Origin of the sequence: Shigella sp. FC1567 (genome assembly GCF_001743015.1) — a bacterium.
GTDB lineage: Bacteria > Pseudomonadota > Gammaproteobacteria > Enterobacterales > Enterobacteriaceae > Escherichia > Escherichia coli.
The window spans coordinates 1-4,446 of sequence record NZ_MIIV01000158.1; the positions used below are offsets into that span (position 1 = coordinate 1).

The window sequence follows — 4,446 nt, forward strand, 5'->3', positions numbered from 1 at the left end:
TCGGCCTTTGAGGTCGTGGTATGGATGACGGATGGCTGGCCGCTGTATGAATCACGCCTGAAGGGAAAGCTGCACGTTATCAGCAAGCGTTACACTCAGCGCATTGAGCGACATAATCTGAATCTGAGACAACATCTGGCAAGGCTGGGACGGAAGTCACTGTCGTTCTCAAAATCGGTGGAGCTGCATGACAAGGTCATCGGGCATTATCTGAACATAAAACACTATCAGTAAGTTGGAGTCATTACCTCAGGCGGCCTCCTGATGTTCTGAGGGTGCAGAAATCCCTCCGGTTAAGGATTAAATTTTATTTGCTGTGCTAAATTTAATTATTCAGTTTTTATTCCTGCTCTCAAAACAGCCTCTGCCATTCTGATATCCGGATTTTCTGAAATCATCTTTTCCGGCGAGTCGCAATCACCACCACATTCAGTTATGCGTTCATGACCAAAACGAATTGTGGTTTTGTGCGCATTAATCATTTGTGTAAGCGCATCTGTCAATTCTGCAATGCGTTTGTCTTTAACTTCCAGCTCTTTCAGTAAAGCCAGTACGTCAGGAGCGCTAACATCAACGACGGTTACGCGCGATTTCAGGTAATGCTCATCCGCAAAAGTTCGACCAGTTTTAAAATATCCATCATCCCCCTCACCTGTGCAGGCATACACAATATGCGTTCTGGAAAATATGCGCTGTATCGACATTTCATCGCCACAAACAGGACATTCCGGCACCTGAATTGGTGAATAACGTTCACGTAATGCCTGGTAATTAGTCTTGCACACTGGCTGTCTCCTGAAAAATCACCGCATGCCCCAGTTTCTCCGCCAGCGCCAGTTCTGCCTTAGCGCCTGCTGACCGCTGCCAGCCTTTCAGCATGTAAATCGCATCCACACAACGAATCATCGCCATGCAGATATCCATGTACTGCGGCTGTGTCAGCCCGTCCGGAAGTACTGCCGGGTTTAAGACGGTATGCCCTTCCCGTTTCAGTTCCTCTTCCGCATTGTGAAACGCCTCACGGTTGAAATTTTTATACCCGGTCATTGGACCGGCGATATAGACTCTCACCCTCACGCCATCACCTCCTGAAAATTACCCTGATAAAACGACAATATGCGCTGCATAACTTCGCTCTTCCGGCACTCGCGACAGATTATGTTTAGGCGACTGTCGTAGCGACGTATTTCTCCGTCAGGTAATGACCAGATAAGGTCCGGATCAACCGCAGATGGTTTCTTCAGCTTTGCCCTTGAGAGCTTTTTACGGGCATTTTGCCAGTCCTTACGCGCCTGTTCAGACGGGAATAACCCGTAACCAGAGTTGTATACATCGCCACTGGCAACCAGCTCTCTGGCCAGAACGCTCATCAGATATCTTGTTGCCCCAGTTTTAGCTTCCAGTTGTCGTAACGTCTCGCGCCCACTCTGGCGTACGAGTTCAAGAACCTGCCCTTTAATTTTTTCCCGCTCTTCTTGTGTAAAAACTTTTGCCACAAGCCCTCCTGAAAATTACCTCATGACCAGAAATTAACACTTACCCCCTGAAGCCCGGCGGAATTTCGTTATCCGGTTCAGAAATATGATTCACACAACGCTGGTTGTTCGTGCCGCTTACCGGGAGCAACCAGGGGTTCTCAAAATTCCGGTCCGGTCCAAAAAACGTCGTCGCTCGCTGAACAAATTCCGTTCCCGTTTTCCCGGTAGCCGCCAGGTATCTTGCGTAACGCCTCACGCCATCCAGCATGGCCTCTGGTGGCACCCCCTCGCGTAATCTGGCCTTCCAGGCACTGAAAGCGGATTTCTTCGGGTTTGCCCCGGCACGCAACGGGTACTCCCGCCAGACCTGTTCGAACACATCCGGATAATCCACTCGTCCCACAGACTGCCCGGTGTTTTCCGGGACTACCCGATCGGCTTCCCGCTGAATGGCGGAATCGGCTTCAGGCTGCTGCAGTTGGTGTGATTGCTCCGGACTTGCGGTCATCGCCTGCTGCACAGCGCCCGAATCGGCTTTCAGCGCATACGCTGAATCGGCTTCCGGTGTCGTGCCTGCTGGCTGACCAGGATTGACGGTCTGAACATCCCCTGCCTGGTTCGTGGCGTTTTTTACGCCATGGACCATAGTGTTTTGATCTTCTTGATCTGTATCTTTATCTGTATCTTTATCTGTCGTGACTCGTCGTGACATGTGCGTGACATATCGTGACGCGCCGTGACAATCGCCATTTTGTTCCCGCTTTCTTTCCCTCTCTCGCTGCGCCCTCTTGCGCTCTGCAGGAGATTTTGCGGTTTGCGAAATATTGCCGTTGTCCTCTTTCAGCACCTGGCGTTTTTCCCATCCAGTGATTAAATCACCATCAAGTACCCGCCCCTGCATCGTCTGCAAAATTGAATCAATTACCTCTTCTGTCACGTCGAGCGCACTTGCCAAATCTTCTGTCGTGACATCAATGTGACCTCGCGTGACATTTCGTGACGCGCTCACCAGGAGGTGGATATACACTGCCATCACTGTTGCAATTGGCTGCCCTGACACCCTGGCAATTGTTCGCCACTTAGGGTCATTTGGCATGTCATGCCATAATCTGAGCCAGGCGTTAGCCATACTCACCTCTTTTGATACCGAATCTTTTTACTCACAAATTGCCGGAAGTGATCCGGTATGAATATTGCGAGTCAATGCACAGCCACAATATTTCCTGCAGGGCCACCACGATTCATCTGGTTGAAACCAGCGATCGCCACTGCGACAAAATCATCAGCGTCTCTCACCAGTCGTTCCCGCGTCTCCACTAGTTCCCGAAAATAGGCTGAGCTATGGCTGCGCATTCGGGCCACCAGCAGAGGTGGCATTGCTTTTTCGATAGCTGGTAACAACGCCTGAATTTTTTTAAGCGCATCAGGGGTGTCTTTCTCCACCCAGCGGAAAATTTTCTGAGTATTGCGAGCCAGGGCTTCCGGATGGCTGTCGTCATACAGTTCCGGGAACGTCATTCCCAGCTCGAAATACGCTTTGGTAATTTTCGCAGCCGGTACTTTTTCGCCGTCCGGATGCGCCCAGGCATTCATCGCCATGCGGATGTGTTCATGCTTGATTTTCATGAATCAACTCCCATCAGCTTTTTCGTAGTAGTTTTATTCCTGCCAATAGTTAAAATTGCATCGGCAGAAAATAATCCGTTTGATGCAAGAGCGATTTTTTCAGCGTAATTTGTTTCGCCGGTATATTCTGTGCGAGGCAATTTTCCGTTATCCATCCATTTATAGATTGCTCTTTGGCTGACACCACAAACGTCGGCCACAACAGCAACGCGAACAGTTTTGATTACATCTTCAAGTGTTTTCTGGTTCATATCACCCTCACAATGTGAACTTTGAGTACATGCCATAACAGAACTGACAGTACATTCAAGAGCGAATATCATTGAACTTATGGTTCATGAAGATAAAGCGCGTAAAGAGTTCGCCAGTAGGCTTGCGCTAGCCTGTGAAAACGCTGGTTATGAACAACATGGAAGGCAGGCAGAAATTGCCCGTCGAATGAAATTAACACCAAAAGCGGTTAGCAAATGGTTTAATGGCGAAACAATTCCTCGCCGGGAGAAATTAAGGGAATTAGCAACACTAATAGGAACAACACCAACCTATCTTTTGGGAGAGGATACAGAAGAAAGTGGACAGGTACGTTTCTATCAGGAGTTAAATCCAAGACAAAAAATCATCATTGACCTTCTGGACGAGCTCCCTGACAGTGAGACAGATGAACTTTTAAAAACTCTTGAAGAGAAAAAACAGAAGTACAATGCAATTTACGAAGAGTTAGCACGAAAGAAAAAACAAAAAGCCTCTTAAACCAGCATAAATCCGGTAGCGCCTTCCTCCGGGTTTGTGCTTCACTTTATCCCATCTCATTTTTTTACACACAAAATGTACCATAAGCACTTTACAACAATGAACGCAAAGTACATTATATACCTGCCACCCACCCCGCCCCACAGAATGCAGGGCAATACTTCGAGTTACCAGGCAGTGGTCAGGGGTTAAGTAGCCAGCCCGAGGCGTAAGAACATGACGGCAGGGTTCAACTTTAATAACTATGCAGCAGGTTTTTGTTCCGCTACCCCGGCGTTAAGGGGAAATGAGGTCAGCATGGATACTATCGATCTTGGGTAATGACTCCAACTTACTGATAGTGTTTTATGTTCAGATAATGCCCGATGACCTTGTCATGCAGCTCCACCGATTTTGAGAACGACAGTGACTTCCGTCCCAGCCTTGCCAGATGTTGTCTCAGATTCAGATTATGTCGCTCAATGCGCTGAGTGTAACGCTTGCTGATAACGTGCAGCTTTCCCTTCAGGCGTGATTCATACAGCGGCCAGCCATCCGTCATCCATACCACGACCTCAAAGGCCGACAGCAGGCTCAGAAGACGCTCCAGTGT

Annotated in this window: 9 protein-coding genes; 2 read left to right on the forward strand and 7 right to left on the reverse strand. The window is 48.6% G+C overall.

The genetic code is table 11. The features are described 5' to 3' along the window. A partial coding sequence (locus tag BHE85_RS11095; protein WP_001393844.1) for an IS1 family transposase occupies positions 1-234 on the forward strand: 234 nt, incomplete at its 5' end. A gap of 95 nt (positions 235-329) precedes the next feature. Here the strand turns inward: BHE85_RS11095 and BHE85_RS11100 are convergent. The 6 genes from BHE85_RS11100 to BHE85_RS11125 all read right to left on the reverse strand — a co-directional run bounded on the left by BHE85_RS11100 (position 330) and on the right by BHE85_RS11125 (position 3,355). Beyond that, positions 330-785, reverse strand: a complete 456-nt coding sequence (locus BHE85_RS11100) for an ead/Ea22-like family protein (RefSeq protein WP_000335373.1) — start codon at positions 783-785, stop codon at positions 330-332. Continuing rightward, on the reverse strand, positions 772-1,077 hold the full coding sequence (locus tag BHE85_RS11105) for a DUF4406 domain-containing protein (protein WP_001266147.1): 306 nt from the start codon (positions 1,075-1,077) through the stop codon (positions 772-774). Before BHE85_RS11105 ends, BHE85_RS11100 begins: the two co-directional genes overlap by 14 nt. After that, positions 1,074-1,496 carry a DUF977 family protein gene (locus BHE85_RS11110; protein WP_001151146.1) on the reverse strand — a complete coding sequence of 141 codons (423 nt, stop codon included), beginning with the start codon at positions 1,494-1,496 and terminating at the stop codon, positions 1,074-1,076. The genes BHE85_RS11105 and BHE85_RS11110 overlap by 4 nt, the downstream gene beginning before the upstream one ends. Before the next feature lie 40 nt (positions 1,497-1,536). After that, complete coding sequence (locus tag BHE85_RS11115) at positions 1,537-2,607, reverse strand: hypothetical protein (protein WP_001262382.1); 1,071 nt, start codon at positions 2,605-2,607, stop codon at positions 1,537-1,539. Between the two features lie 71 nt (positions 2,608-2,678). After that, positions 2,679-3,104: a toxin YdaT family protein gene (locus BHE85_RS11120; RefSeq protein ID WP_000693847.1), complete on the reverse strand. Its 426-nt coding sequence runs from the start codon at positions 3,102-3,104 to the stop codon at positions 2,679-2,681. Next, complete coding sequence (locus BHE85_RS11125; RefSeq protein ID WP_001072337.1) at positions 3,101-3,355, reverse strand: helix-turn-helix transcriptional regulator; 255 nt, start codon at positions 3,353-3,355, stop codon at positions 3,101-3,103. The genes BHE85_RS11120 and BHE85_RS11125 overlap by 4 nt, the downstream gene beginning before the upstream one ends. Positions 3,356-3,434: 79 nt before the next feature. Between BHE85_RS11125 and BHE85_RS11130 the strand changes: the two genes are divergently transcribed. Continuing rightward, positions 3,435-3,854, forward strand: a complete 420-nt coding sequence (locus tag BHE85_RS11130) for a helix-turn-helix domain-containing protein (RefSeq protein WP_000233320.1) — start codon at positions 3,435-3,437, stop codon at positions 3,852-3,854. A 331-nt stretch (positions 3,855-4,185) separates the two neighbouring features. On the opposite strand, the gene BHE85_RS11135 is transcribed toward BHE85_RS11130, so the two are convergent. Next, positions 4,186-4,446 (reverse strand): IS1 family transposase (locus tag BHE85_RS11135; protein ID WP_000317683.1); only part of this gene is annotated, 261 nt, incomplete at its 5' end.